12 protein-coding genes are annotated in these 13,434 nt (G+C 40.6%); 1 reads left to right on the top strand and 11 read right to left on the bottom strand.

The genetic code is table 11. The annotated features are described in order from the left end of the window. Window positions 1-50 precede the first annotated feature (50 nt). The 8 genes from HW120_RS06240 to HW120_RS06205 all read right to left on the bottom strand — a co-directional run bounded on the left by HW120_RS06240 (window position 51) and on the right by HW120_RS06205 (window position 9,230). Entirely contained in the window at window positions 51-1,994 is a 1,944-nt protein-coding gene (locus tag HW120_RS06240) for a DUF3857 domain-containing protein (RefSeq protein WP_177732139.1), read from the bottom strand. Window positions 1,995-2,082: 88 nt separating this feature from the next. Then, window positions 2,083-2,535 (bottom strand): D-aminoacyl-tRNA deacylase, encoded by a 453-nt coding sequence (gene dtd / locus HW120_RS06235; RefSeq protein WP_177732136.1) that lies wholly within the window; start codon window positions 2,533-2,535, stop codon window positions 2,083-2,085. A gap of 11 nt (window positions 2,536-2,546) precedes the next feature. Continuing rightward, window positions 2,547-3,515 carry a ribosome small subunit-dependent GTPase A gene (gene rsgA, locus HW120_RS06230; RefSeq protein WP_177732133.1) on the bottom strand — a complete coding sequence of 323 codons (969 nt, stop codon included), beginning with the start codon at window positions 3,513-3,515 and terminating at the stop codon, window positions 2,547-2,549. A gap of 71 nt (window positions 3,516-3,586) precedes the next feature. Beyond that, window positions 3,587-5,242 (bottom strand): hypothetical protein, encoded by a 1,656-nt coding sequence (locus tag HW120_RS06225; protein ID WP_177732130.1) that lies wholly within the window; start codon window positions 5,240-5,242, stop codon window positions 3,587-3,589. Between the two features lie 53 nt (window positions 5,243-5,295). After that, entirely contained in the window at window positions 5,296-6,378 is a 1,083-nt protein-coding gene (locus tag HW120_RS06220) for a bifunctional 3-deoxy-7-phosphoheptulonate synthase/chorismate mutase type II (protein WP_177732127.1), read from the bottom strand. Then, window positions 6,368-7,261, bottom strand: coding sequence for a prephenate dehydrogenase (locus HW120_RS06215; RefSeq protein ID WP_177732124.1), 894 nt, complete (start codon window positions 7,259-7,261; stop codon window positions 6,368-6,370). The genes HW120_RS06220 and HW120_RS06215 overlap by 11 nt, the downstream gene beginning before the upstream one ends. Next, the gene (locus tag HW120_RS06210) at window positions 7,261-8,406 is read right to left on the bottom strand and encodes a pyridoxal phosphate-dependent aminotransferase (RefSeq protein WP_177732121.1); all 1,146 of its coding nucleotides are present in this window, start codon (window positions 8,404-8,406) and stop codon (window positions 7,261-7,263) included. The genes HW120_RS06215 and HW120_RS06210 overlap by 1 nt, the downstream gene beginning before the upstream one ends. Then, complete coding sequence (locus HW120_RS06205; protein WP_177732118.1) at window positions 8,403-9,230, bottom strand: prephenate dehydratase; 828 nt, start codon at window positions 9,228-9,230, stop codon at window positions 8,403-8,405. Before HW120_RS06205 ends, HW120_RS06210 begins: the two co-directional genes overlap by 4 nt. A gap of 294 nt (window positions 9,231-9,524) precedes the next feature. Here HW120_RS06205 and gldA point away from each other — a divergent pair, with 294 nt between their 5' ends. Continuing rightward, window positions 9,525-10,427 carry a gliding motility-associated ABC transporter ATP-binding subunit GldA gene (gene gldA, locus HW120_RS06200; protein WP_177732115.1) on the top strand — a complete coding sequence of 301 codons (903 nt, stop codon included), beginning with the start codon at window positions 9,525-9,527 and terminating at the stop codon, window positions 10,425-10,427. A gap of 2 nt (window positions 10,428-10,429) precedes the next feature. Here the strand turns inward: gldA and HW120_RS06195 are convergent, their stop codons facing one another. The 3 genes from HW120_RS06195 to metF form a co-directional block, all read right to left on the bottom strand. Continuing rightward, on the bottom strand, window positions 10,430-11,191 hold the full coding sequence (locus HW120_RS06195) for a head GIN domain-containing protein (protein WP_177732112.1): 762 nt from the start codon (window positions 11,189-11,191) through the stop codon (window positions 10,430-10,432). Beyond that, entirely contained in the window at window positions 11,191-12,282 is a 1,092-nt protein-coding gene (locus HW120_RS06190) for an acyloxyacyl hydrolase (protein WP_177732109.1), read from the bottom strand. Before HW120_RS06190 ends, HW120_RS06195 begins: the two co-directional genes overlap by 1 nt. Before the next feature lie 192 nt (window positions 12,283-12,474). Continuing rightward, window positions 12,475-13,431: a methylenetetrahydrofolate reductase [NAD(P)H] gene (metF, locus tag HW120_RS06185; protein WP_177732106.1), complete on the bottom strand. Its 957-nt coding sequence runs from the start codon at window positions 13,429-13,431 to the stop codon at window positions 12,475-12,477. Between the last annotated feature and the right edge of the window lie 3 nt (window positions 13,432-13,434).

Genomic DNA, 13,434 nt, shown 5'->3' with positions numbered 1-13,434 from the left:
ATTCCCCGTTACTTTCACGACCGACCTGGCCGGATAGAAACGTTAGGATTTCAGCTTTTTTTAAGTACAATTTTTTCTGTCTGCTTCTTAATGACCTCATTAAAAAAACCTTTCAGGTTATCATAATACGATTCCGGTATATTGGCATAATTAATATCAAACAACACCATGAGTTGCAGTTGCCGGTCATTGTCAACAATATCGTATTTAAAAGTTCCTATTTGCTCTTCCATCGTAATGGTCGCCGATTTTGGCAACGATTCAACCACATAACCTTCCGGAACTTTGATACTGACTACATATTTCCACTGAAAAGGATAAATAAAATCAATCGGATATTGTCTTTTTTCCAGTTTAAAAGGATTGTCGTTCATTGCCAGAAACAATAGCGGCGCAAAATACAATCTGTCGCCAATTGCCTCAATCATATTGCTATGCGAAAACGAATAATCTTCGGTTACCGGTTTAGAGAAATCTGCAGGATACACTACCGAGTAGTCCCCCAATTCGATTCCGTCGTACTTTTTCTCGATATTTTCAATCCTTTTCTCTTTTGTAAAACCGCCATAATCTCCTTTAAATTCAAAAGCATTATAGCCCTGGTATTGTTTTCGGATCTTGCCTGAAAGCACGCCTTCCTTATTCAGCTCGGCCATTATCATACTGTTTTCTCTGGATTTAAATTTCGGCATCAGCTCTACTTCTTCCGAACTTTCATCTGCTCTGATTATTCTGCCTACCCAGTTTATTGCCCTGAAAGGGATAATATCCGGTTCGGCATTTTTATCTGTTGCATCCAGAAAAATGGTTTTATCTGCAGTTTTAACGGCGGCAATAACATAATTAAAAGCGGTACGGGAAGGAAACGGGGCAATACCATTATTCCTGGTACTGACCAAAACAGGATTGGCATCCAATCCAGCATACCGCAACATTGCCGTGAGCATTAAGTTAATCTCGGCCACATTACCCGCTTTATTCTTAAAGGCTGTTTTTACACCATCCCGGCACAGGTAACCGTTTTTTTCATTCCAGACCATTCTTTGCCTGACAAAATCAAAGACCGTTTTCATTTTTTCATCCTTATCTACGGCTCCTTTTAAAACCAGCCCCAGTTCTTCTTCAAAATAGGATTTAAGATTCAGCTGTCTTCCGAAATCGGTATCCTCATATATATTCTTCGCTACATCATTCCAGTTCTGAGCAAAGGATTTACTTCCCAGTTTATTACTGGCTGCTACCAACTCAAATTTTAAGCTTGAAATATAGTTTTTGATATTGTTCACATATTTTTCTTCTTTGATGGCAAGAATATCTTTTACGGTATAGGTTAGCTTTGTTTCCGCATAATCTCCGTTCAGACTACTTGCCACAGCCGATTCCTTATTGATGGTTGTTGATCCGGTAATGATCTGATTATAGACCAGATGGCTTGGAATATTGATCTGGTAGGTCACAAAATCTGCCGGGATGGAATATTGAAAGTCCCAGTCCCGTAAATCTGTAATAAACGGAGAAACAATCGTATACTGATATTCCACGACCGAGCCTTCCTTTACGGCAGGCATAACAATCTTTTTAATATCCCAGTTTTCGTTGAACTTTTCTTTAAACTCCCCTTCTTTATTCAGTTTTGTTTTTTCTATTTTGCCATCCACTAAATTGTAGGTAAAAGCATTTTCGAAGACTACTTTTTCACCGGCTCCCTCATTATTGTAATACGGCACCTGCTTGTTTGCATAGCCATAACCTTCTTTTTTATAGATCTTGATCCTTTCCTGTACTTCCGTATAGACATACCATTTGGAGTCGGTACCTACTTTAAATGTTGTCAGCCCTTTTTTAAACACGACTGCAGCGGCAGCACTGGTATCTTTAAGATGCCTTTTCTGCTGCAATTCTTCGGCAGAAACCCTGCCCAGCATTCGTGTCTGGCCATAGCTGCCGGCTACCACACAAATCAGAGCATAAAAAAATAGTAATTTTCTTCTCATTCCTTAATTATTAAGATGTTAGTGTGGGGGCTTTATTTTAGTAACAGTCCTGAGAATGCCTTTAGCATTACGCCATCGATCTGCTGTTTTATTCTTTATTCTTCGTATCAATAATGATCGTTACCGGCCCGTCGTTTAACAAGCGGACTTTCATATCGGCACCGAATTCACCGGTCTGGATTTTTTTACCGAGTTCTGTCTCCATCTGGCGCACAAAACCTTCATAAAGCGGTATGGCAACATCGGGTTTTGACGCTTTAATATACGACGGGCGATTGCCTTTTTTGGTCTGGGCATGTAAGGTAAACTGACTTACCACGATCATCGCGCCATCAACATCTTTCACGGATAAATTCATCACCTCATTTTCGTCGCCAAAAATGCGGAGATTCGCTATTTTAGAAGTCAGCCATTGTATGTCGTCTGCTCCGTCGGCATCTTCTATTCCTATTAACACCAATAGTCCTTTTTGAATTTCGGCGGTAATTTTTCCGTCTATGGTTACCGAAGCTTCCGAAACCCTTTGTATTACTGCTTTCAAATCGTATTTTTTTATTCGGTATCTTTTGCTTTTCCTTCGCCGTAAATATCCGTTCGGTAATGTTCGTCTTCTCCTTCCAGAATCTGGATATAACTTTTATAACGCGACCAGGCTATTTCGTCATTTTCCAGAGCATCTTTAACCGCACAATGCGGTTCTTCTTTATGCAGGCAGTTATTGAATTTACACTGGTCTTTTAACGCAAAGAATTCCGGAAAGTAGTTTCCTATTTCCTGTTTTTCCATGTCTACAATTCCAAATCCCCTGATGCCCGGCGTATCGATGATGCGGGCTCCGAAAGAAAGTTCGAACATTTCTGCAAAAGTGGTCGTATGCTGTCCCTGCTGATGCTGATCGGATATTGCTTTGGTTTTTAAATTCAAAGTAGGCTCCAGAGCATTAACCAGTGTTGATTTCCCCACACCCGAATGTCCGGAGAACATGGATACCTTATCTTTCATCAGGCTTTTTAGTTCTTCAATCCCTTTACCTTCAGTTGAAGAAATACGCAGGCATTTGTAACCGATATTAGAATAAACATATTGCAGATACAATTGCTCGTCCAGCGTTGCCTCATCGTAAGTATCGATTTTATTGAACAGCAACACCGCTTCAATTCCGTAAGCTTCCGCTGTTACCAGAAAACGATCGATAAAACTGGTTGTGGTTGGCGGATTATTAATTGTCACCAAAAGAAAAACCATATCGATATTCGCCGCGATAATGTGCGTCTGCTTCGACAGATTAACCGATTTGCGGACAATATAATTTTTCCGGTCGTGTATATTGTGAATAACACCGGCAATTTCATCGGTGGAATTGTCCAACTCAAAATCAACAACATCACCCACTGCAATAGGATTGGTACTCTTAATACCTTTCATTCGGAATTTACCTTTTATACGGCATTCAAAAACCTGATTATCTTCGGTTTTAACGCTGTACCAACTTCCTGTAGATTTATAAACAACTCCTGTCATACTGCAAAGATAGCCATCTTTATTTATTACAAAAAAAAGGTTGCTTTTTAAGCAACCTTTTCTGAATCTTATTATTGTAAAACCATTCTTCCTAACTTATCCTGAGATTTTCTGGATGCATAGATCAAGAATTCTTTCTCATTTTTTCTGTAGTAAATTCCTGGTCGGATTACAAGTTCATTTTTAATTGCTTCTTCCGGATCTTTTCTGGAAATCTGCCCTTTATCATCAAAAACAAATACCGTAGGAACCGCATTATTATAGTTTCCTAACGATTTGATCTCTTCGATATCGGTAATTCCTTTATTCTTTTTATTGTCATTGAAAAGGATACTCAACTGCCCGTCTTTATAAATAGGAATAGCACTTAAATACTCCGGTCCTTTCCCCATAACCCCTAACGGGATCGATAATCCCAGTGCTACGTTAAAGTTTGACGATCCGCCTCCTACTCCAAAGAAGTTCAGCGAAGCCACCGTAACGGTAGCCGACTGGTCTTTTGCCACCACATTACTCCAATCCAATGAACCGTCCGGTTTTAACGACGTAACAATCATTTCGTTAGTTGTATAGGTTATCGGCTGTACTCCTAACGGTCCGATTCCCTGTTTCTGACCAACATATACAAATCGGTATTCTGAGATCACGATAAGCCCGCCGTCATTTTTCTCAATAATAGAGTGAATGATATACAACGGTTTTAAATCCTTCCCTTTTTTCGCTCTTCTCTCTCCTAACAATTTCACTTTGGTTGCATAATCGAACTCGTTAAATTTCAGATTATCGTTCGTATTAGTCCCTAAATTAATTGTAGCATTGTAAACGCCTTTCAGCTCTTTATTCGCTTTTCCGTTTTCGCGGACACTGGAATAAAAACCTACCAATTGTACCGTGTTTTTACTGGTTGACAACATTTTACAGTTAATAATTTCTTTTCCTGTAAAATTGATATCAATCACATCTTTCTTGTATCCGTTTTCATTTTTGAAAGCAAATACCTGAAATTTCTCTACTTTTTCTTTTTTCTTTTTGTCGCGGTAGCTTTCATTGATTACCACAAAAGCATCGTCTTTGGTATTCACGTCAAAATCGGCAATTGTGAATTCAAAATCTTTCTTATCGTCATCATACGACACTTTTTCAATGTTCGTAAAAACCGGTTTCAGACTTGGATCAAACAATTTCAATTCATATTTCATCGCATCTTCTTTTTCATAAAGCGCCGTGTGCATGGCAAGCAGCATGTGCTCGTCCGGCGATGTTTTAAAATAGAATCCGCCACGGTCTGAACTTCTGGCAACCTGTGCCTCAAACATCGTGGTCATGTTATTGCTCAGCTTACCATCTTCCGAATATTCGATTCCTACCAATGTAAAAACCTTGTCTTTTCTGTGGTAAACACTTCCAATCACATACAGTCTGCCGTTCAGTATAACTATTTCCTCAAAATCAATGTCTTTGTCTTTCAGTTCCGGCAATACAATAGGCTTATTCGAAATCAGCTTCATTGCTTTGGATTCGAAGATCTTTAAGAAATAATCGCTTTTCCCTTTCAGACCCAGCGCATAAATTTTGTTATTGGTCTCTCCAATAATCTTGATAATTTTACCTTTCTCTTCGGTGATCTCTTCACCGTAAGTCATGGAAACATTTTCCATTTTATACTGTGAGAAAGCTGAAAAATTACTGAATAACGTAACAGCCAATAATAGTAATAGTTTTTTCATACATCGTTTTTTAAAAAATCCCGCGATGATACGAATTTTCTTCAAAAAAACTGTTAACTATTTATAATTTTTTCCTGATGCGCAATACTTTCCTGGTGAATCGCTTTAAACATTTTCAAAATAAACTCTTCACTCAACCCTCTTTCTTCTCCTTCAAGTACCATTTTACCTAAAATCTCATTCCAGCGTTTGTTTTGTAAAACCGCAACATTGCGTTCTTTTTTCAACGCCCCGATACTGTCTGCGATCTTCATTCTCTTTCCTAAAATATTCAGAAGCTTGCTGTCGATTTCATCAATCTGCGTACGCAGTCCGGCTAATTTCTGATTGTATTCATCTGCTTCGTCCGTTTCCTTACGGATTCGCAGGTCTCTGAAAATTTGTTTTAAAGCTGCCGGGGTTACCTGCTGTGCGGCATCGCTCCATGCATTTTCAGGATCAATATGGGTTTCAATAATCAAACCGTCATAATTCAGATCCAATGCCTGTTGCGATACTTCCAGTATCATATCCCTTTTTCCGGTAATGTGCGACGGATCACAGATTAGCGGCAAATCAGGGAATTTGCTTTGCAGCTCTATCGGCAGCTGCCATTCCGGATTGTTTCTGTATTTTGTTTTCTCGTAGGTCGAAAATCCTCTGTGGATCACTCCCAGCTTTTTAATATTCGCATTGTACAAACGCTCTACACCGCCCAGCCATAAGGACAAATCGGGATTCACCGGATTTTTAACCAATACGATTTTATCGGTATCTTTTAAAGCATCGGCAATTTCCTGAACGGCAAACGGGTTTACCGTTGTCCGGGCACCAATCCACAACACATCCACATCGTGCTCCAATGCCAGCTGCACATGGTGGGCATTGGCCACTTCCACAGCCAGTAACAGCCCTGTTTCCGCTTTTGCACGCTGCAGCCATTTCAAACCGATAGCGCCCACGCCTTCAAATCCGCCCGGTCTTGTTCTCGGTTTCCAGATACCGGCTCTGAAGATACTCACGTCAGAGTCTTTTAATTCGTGTGCTATTTTTAAAACCTGTTCTTCTGTTTCGGCACTGCATGGTCCTGCAATTACCAGCGGATGGCTTAAATTGAATGCGTCTAACCATGTTCTCATTCCTGCATTATTCTCCATAACTTATCTCTTTTCTTAAATGTATTCCTTTTAATATCTCTTTTATCTTATTGGTTTGCTCCATTTCGGCATAAACCGATCCGAAGTCTTCTGTTACTAATAATTCTTTAAAATTATTCAAATTGTCAATGTATTCCGAAAGGGATTTTAATACCATCTCCTTATTTTGCTGAAAAATGGGCGTCCACATAGCCGGGGAGCTTTTTGCCAGCCGCACCGTACTTTCGAATCCGCTTCCGGCCATATCAAAAATATCCCGCTCGTTTTTTTCTTCTTCAATAACCGTTTTTCCTAACATAAACGAACTGATGTGCGACAGGTGCGAAACATAGGCAATGTGTTTATCATGCGATTTCGGATCCATATAACGGATTCTCATTTTTAGCTTTTTAAACAGCTGCAACGCTTTTTCCTGAATGGTAAAAGCCGTTTTTTCAACTTCACAGATAATATTTGTCTTTCCTTCAAACAATTTTTCCTGTGCTGCGGACGGTCCGGAAAACTCGGTGCCCGCTATCGGATGCGTAGCAATAAAATTACGCCTTTTAGGATGATTTTCAACGGCTTTACAGATTTGTTCTTTCGTGGAACCCACATCCAAAACTACGGCATCTTCTTTTACGATATCCAGTATTTCCGGCAAAACGCTTACCATTTTATCAACCGGAATGGCCAGTATGACCCAGTCGGCTTCCGGCAGGGCTTCAAAACCGGCTTTCCGGTCAATGATCCCCAGCTGTAATGCTTCTTCCAGATGGGCATCGCTATGGTCTATTCCATAAATAACCGCAGCGGCATTTGCCTTTTTGATATCCAGTGCCAATGAGCCGCCTATCAATCCCAATCCTATTATAAAAACATTTTCTTTTTCATTATCCTCCATCAAAACCGGTTTAGAATTTCTTTTATTTTCGCTTCTTCCACACACAATGAAAAACGGATATATCCTTCTCCATTGCTTCCAAATATAGTTCCGGGTGCGATAAATACATCTTTATCGTACAATAACCGGTCTACAAAGGCTTCCGCCGATGTTTCCCCTTCCGGAAGTTTTGCCCAGACAAACAGGCCCACACTGTTTTCATCATACGTACAGTTCAGCTTTTGTGCCAGTTCAAAAACTAGCTGCCGCCTTTGGGTATAGATCTCATTTTGCTGTCCGAACCAGGCGGCATCACTTTTCAGGGCTTCAATAGCGCCTTTCTGAATGCCGTAAAACATACCGCTGTCCATGTTGCTCTTCACCTTTAATACGGCCTGGATCAGTTTGCTTTCGCCCAGCACCATCCCTACTCTCCAGCCAGCCATATTAAAGGTTTTGCTCAGTGAGTTTAGTTCCAGGGCTACTTCTTTAGCGCCTTCCACCTGTAAAACAGACTGCGGATTGTCATTCAGTATAAAACTATACGGGTTGTCATTTACCAGTAATATATGATGCTTCTTCGCGAATGCCACCAGTTTTTCGAACAATTCCAGGCTTCCGGTGGCTCCGGTTGGCATGTGCGGATAGCTTACCCACATTAATTTCACGTTGGAAAGGTCCTGTTTTTCCAGGGCTTCAAAATCCGGTTCCCAATTGCGGCCGGCCTTCAGATCGTAAAAAATACTTTCTGCTCCTACCAGGTTGGCTACGGATGCATAAGTCGGATAGCCCGGATTGGGAATTAACACTCCGTCCCCTTCATTTAAAAACGCCATTGCAATGTGCAATATCCCTTCCTTTGATCCCATTAACGGTAAAATCTCCGAATCCGGATTTACCGTCACATGAAAATTCCGGCTATAAAAATGAGCCATCGCCTCACGGAGTTCCGGTAATCCCTGATAACTCTGATATTGGTGTGCCATAGGTTGTAACATTGCTTTTTGTACCGCTTCCATTACTGCGGTGGCCGGTGCTAAATCCGGACTTCCGATTCCCATATTGATTACCGGTTTTCCTGCAGACTGTAGTGCTCTCACTTCCCTCAGTTTCCGGGAGAAGTAGTATTCCTGCACGTGGTCTAATCTTCTTGCTGTTGTTATCATACCGCTCCTTTTTTATATTCTCCAAGAACTTTAAATTCTTTTGTATCCGCTTCCAGTTGTTTTCTTGCTTTTTCGTAATCTGCATAGTCGTTAAACGTGATGTCCACAAAAAAAGAATACTGCCAGGGCGTTTCTATTACCGGCATCGACTGAATTTTAGTGAGGTTCAGCCTGCATTCATTCATGATATTCAGAATCCCGGCAAGGCTTCCCTGCATGTCGTCCAATTCAAATTTTAAAGACGCTTTGTTGATCTCATTTTTCGGTATCACGGAATTTTCAGCTTTTACGATTACAAATCGGGTTTTATTACTTTTTACGGTGTGTATGTTTTCGGCAATAATGGGCAGTTCATACATTTCGGAAGCTACGCTGCTGCCTACTGCGCCAATACCGGTTAATCCTTTTTCGCGGATGCGTCTTGCGGTTTCCGCAGTATCGGCATCTTCCACCAGTTTGATGTGCGGATAGCCGCTAAAAAACTTTTTGCATTGTAGCAGGGCTATCGGATGTGAGTGTACTTCCTGAATATCTTCAATCGTTTGCCCGGGTAATGTCATCAGGTTCATCCGGATATCCAGATAGTGTTCCCCGATGATGTGCAGCCGGTTGTTATCGATTAAAGCATAGTTCGGAATGATCGAACCCGCTATTGAATTTTCCAATGCCATGATGCCTAAATTCTGGTTGTTCCCTACTACATTTTTAACCAATTCATCAAACGACATGCATTCAATCAACAATTTATTTTCGTTGAAATACTCTTTTGCCACCTGGTGGTGAAAAGAGCCTTTTATTCCCTGAATTGCTATTTTTCTTTCCATAACGCCAAAAAAAAATCCCGATGAGACCATCGGGATTGTGTGTACTATAGTTGTTTACTAAATTTTTGATTTCAATCAAATAACCATACGACAATCCCTTTCTTCTCTCCAGAAAAAATAAAAGAAATTGTTGTAATAAAAAGTGTTATTTGAATTCATTGCTTTTTTTGCTAAGCGATTTGAAGGACAAAATTAGTAAAAAATTATTTCCAGCCTACATTTTTTGAAAATTTTAAGTTTTTAAAAATAATCCGCATCATTTTCTTCTTATTTTTGCTCCAAATCAGGTATTATATGTCTATTGAGGTTCTAAATATATCTAAGAATTACGGCGAGCAAAAAGCTTTGGACAGTGTTTCTTTTTCCATTAAAAAAGGTGAAATCGTTGGTTTTCTGGGCCCTAACGGCGCGGGAAAATCAACTTTAATGAAAATATTAACGACTTTTTTAAACGCCGATGAAGGCACTGCTTCCGTAAACGGAAATGATGTTAATGCGGCTCAGAAAGCGGTACAGAAAGCCGTGGGTTATTTGCCGGAACACAATCCGTTATACCTTGATTTGTACGTTCGTGAGTATTTGTCTTTTAATGCCGACGTATATAAAGTTCCGAAATCGCGTATTGACGATGTGATCGCTTTAACCGGATTAACACCGGAAAGCCATAAAAAAATCGGAGAACTATCAAAAGGATACCGTCAGCGTGTCGGGTTGGCAACAGCCTTATTGCACGATCCTGAGGTATTGATCCTGGATGAACCGACAACGGGTCTGGATCCGAATCAGCTGGTTGAAATCCGCGAGTTGATTAAAAGCATCGGTAAGAACAAGACCGTTTTTCTTTCTACACACATTATGCAGGAAGTGGAAGCCATCTGCGACCGCGTCATCATCATTAACAATGGTAAAATCGTTACCGACAAGAAACTGAACAACCTGATGTCTGAAGAAAAAGAACAGGTTATCGAAGTGGAATTTGACTATAAGATCGAGGAGGAATTTATTGCTAAGATCTCTAACCTGAAGTCCTACAAGAACATTCACGATAATACCTGGGAGCTTACGTTTTCGACCGATAAGGACATGCGTCCTGTTGTTTTTGATTTTGCGCAGGATAACGGATTAAAAACGTTACAGCTGAATCTTAAAAACAAGAATCTGGAAGCTGTTTTCCGTGAAATGACCAAAAAGAAATAAGTTTAATTATAGATTAAATGCCCGGTATAATGCTGGGTAACTTCTACCGTTGACGGCGTACTTTTGAGCACGACATTTCCGGTGCTGTAAATATTGCCTTTTATTTCATGGAGCGGTTTTACGATAATATCGTTGGTACTTCTCTGGAATACATAAACATTCTGAACGCTTAGGTTTTGTCCTTCAAAACGTTCTTCCCCGGAGTAAAAAGCGATATTCAAGTTTTCGGTATACCCGGAAATCCGGTATAGGCTCGCGCGGTTGTCTTCTACAACAAGATTCGTACAGTTTACCTCCAGCTCAAAAATACCGGAAGCCGTGTCGGCAAACATTCCGGATTGCAGTTTAAAATCGGGAAAGTGTAACACTCCGTCTGATTTCACATTAAACTGTGAAGCCGAATAAATGTTCTTCAAATCCGGAACGGTTACATATACTCTGGTGGTGTTATATTCCCGCAGCCAGTTACAGCCATTGGAGTTTCGCAAAAACAGCTCTCCGTCAGCTACCGAAATACTGATTCCCGGAACCAGGTTGGTACCGGTTTCCAGAACCACTTTGGTTTCCGCTCCCTGTTTTACAATCAGTTCAATTCCTTCGGCTATATTGATTTTATCAAAATCTGCTACAGCAATCTCATTGGAAACGATTGTTCCAACAGACATCAGGCAATCCGGTGCATTCCCGGAATCGCAGGAAGAAAGCCCCATAAAAGCGAGCAGGAGCAGGTAAATAACGGTATGTTTTTTTGTTACTTTCATCATTACAATCGGATTCCCAGACCAAATTCAAGCGCTTCCGCTTTTGCCGCATGGGTCTTTAAGCTTAAGGCGCCAAATATTTTATCAGACAAATAATATTTCAATCCTATCCGCTGGTATAGCGATCCGTTAATTTTTGCCGGATTATAAACATAGGCTCCCAATTGTGCTTCAAAAGAAAGCTTATTAACAAACAGTTCATGCCCTACAAAAACACCGGCTCTCCTATAATCTACATCGGGATCATTGTTTTTTTCATAATAGGCAATTGCCATATAGCGGATGTATTCTTCCTGAAATTTAGACCAGAATATTTCTCCTCCCAGCTGCAAAGCACTTTTCCGGCCAATGCGTTTGTCTACATAGGCAGAAAGTACATAAAACGGATATTGTCCGCTGCCAATCACATCACTTTCATTCACTCCGCTGCGAAATACCACATTGTATTTTAAAGGCTGTGTAAAACGCACGCTGTCTTTTGTGTGCTGATATTCCGGTTCCTGCTGTTCCAGGTTGTAGTTGAGTCCGAGGTTAAAGGCCAGCGTATTCGTACTGGTATTGGGCGCTTTGATATTGGCATTCGAATGGTGAACCAGTAACAATCCCGCCTGTAATCCCAGCCCTTTCCAGATTTGCTGCCGGTTATAATTCAGCATAAAATAGGTGGACGGCATCAGGTGGGTACTATAGGCAAAATTCCTGAAGTTATTTTCTTTATCGTACGGATTGGTATTGTAAGCGATTCCCTGCCCTACACGGAATTGCAGGTTTCGCTTTAAAAAGTAAAAACTGTAATGCCCGTATACCCCGTACATATTTCCCAGGGCTTCATTTTTATTGTGCTGGTACTGGAAAGAAAGTCCGTAATCCGGGAAATTATATTCTGCCTGCCAGGCTTTATCGCCAAAAGTTTTACGGCTCACACTAAGCAAAACGCCTTCCGGATGTGCCGTTATCAAATGCTTGATTGCGTTATTGTGCGGGAGTATGTTTCCGTAAAAGTAATTGGCATCCACAAAATACTGCTTTTCCTTTGCAGTTTGTGAGAAGGCAATACATGAAAAAAGTAATAAAAGATTAAAATAAACGCGCATCTGATTTTTTGAAAACAAGCAAATATATAAGAATATATTTATTTCAGGCTAATTTTCGAAAATGTGTTTGGCTTGTACCGGGATTCCGCTGCCTCGTGCCGGAATGATACCTTTGTAAGGGGCATTCCACAAAAAAACACCTGCCAGATTTTAAAAATCCGCCAGGTGTTACGTCCGTAAGATGTTCCGGATCTAAAAAACCGCTTCGGCTATTTGTTTGATGTTTTCGGAACGGCCCATCGAATAGTAATGTAAGACCGGTATTCCGGCCTTTACCAATTCTTTGCTTTGTTCAATACACCATTCAATTCCGATCTGTTTGACTGCTTCGTTATCGGCTGCCTTTACGACTTCCATAATAAGGTCATCCGGTAAGTCCACTTTAAATCGATGTGGTATCTGGTTTAATTGTTTCTTTGTCGATATTGGTTTTAGCCCCGGTATAATCGGAACTGTGATCCCTTCTTTGCGGCATTTGGCTACAAATTCAAAAAACTTACGGTTGTCAAAAAACATCTGGGTGATGATATAATCGGCTCCGTTGTGTATTTTTTGTTTCAGAAAGTGAATGTCACTGTCCAGGCTGGGCGCTTCCATGTGCTTTTCCGGATAACCGGCCACACCAATGCAAAAGTTGGTCTTGTTCGTGTTTTGCAAATGATCATCCAGGTAGATCCCTTTGTTCAGGTTGCTGATCTGGGTTACCAGTTCACTGGCATAATGATTTCCTTCTTTTTCCGGTTTAAAGTAAATCTCACTTTTTACCGCATCACCACGCAATGCCACAACATTATCGATCCCCAAAAAGTCCATATCAATCAGGAAATTTTCGGTGTCTTCTTTGGTAAACCCGCCGCATAAAATATGCGGAATGGCATCCACCTGATATTTATTCTGAATTGCCGAACAAATACCAACTGTTCCGGGACGTTTCTTCACGATCCTCTTTTCGAGCAGTCCGTTTGGCAATTCTTTATATTCGTATTCTTCCCGGTGGTAAGTCACGTCTATAAACGGCGGTTTGTATTCCATTAAAGGTTCAATGTTGTCAAAAATACACTGGATGTTCTGTCCTTTTAAAGGCGGTAATATCTCAAAGGAAAATAATGATTTTCCCTGGGCGTTTTCTATATGTTGGGTAACTTTCATTTC

This window comes from Flavobacterium inviolabile, from assembly GCF_013389455.1.
Taxonomy (GTDB): Bacteria; Bacteroidota; Bacteroidia; order Flavobacteriales; family Flavobacteriaceae; genus Flavobacterium; species Flavobacterium inviolabile.
Note: the sequence above shows the minus strand (reverse complement) of the source record. Positions and strands in the feature narration are given on the sequence as shown.